Origin of the sequence: Carboxydocella sp. ULO1 (genome assembly GCF_002049255.1) — a bacterium.
Classification (GTDB): domain Bacteria; phylum Bacillota.
The window spans coordinates 1-288 of the sequence record NZ_BDLQ01000121.1 but is presented as its reverse complement, the minus strand read 5'-3'; the positions used below and the strand labels follow the sequence as shown (position 1 = coordinate 288).

1 protein-coding gene is annotated in these 288 nt (G+C 47.2%); it reads left to right on the top strand.

Annotated features, from left to right (window positions below):
- Positions 1–288: transposase (locus ULO1_RS12365; RefSeq protein WP_200806967.1), on the top strand; the 288-nt coding region annotated here is incomplete at both ends.

The following is a 288-nucleotide window of genomic DNA, read 5'->3' as shown; positions in this document are numbered from 1 at the left end:
ACACTAAAGAAGTTATGTCCGGCAAAGCGATACGGAATCAAGTGTCAGGGAATGGAACAGTGTTCAGTTAGTCAGGGAATACGTATACCGCTAGCGGAAAACCGACGGATTTTCACGCCGATCGACCGGGCAAGTTATAAGTGGGAAAAAGAATATAAAAAACGCACCGCAGTAGAACGGGTAAATAGCAGACTCGATGTATCCTTTGGATTCGAACAGCATACCATTCGGGGCATGGCCAAAATGAAGCTGCGGTGCGGACTGGCCCTATGTGTTATGCTAGCAATG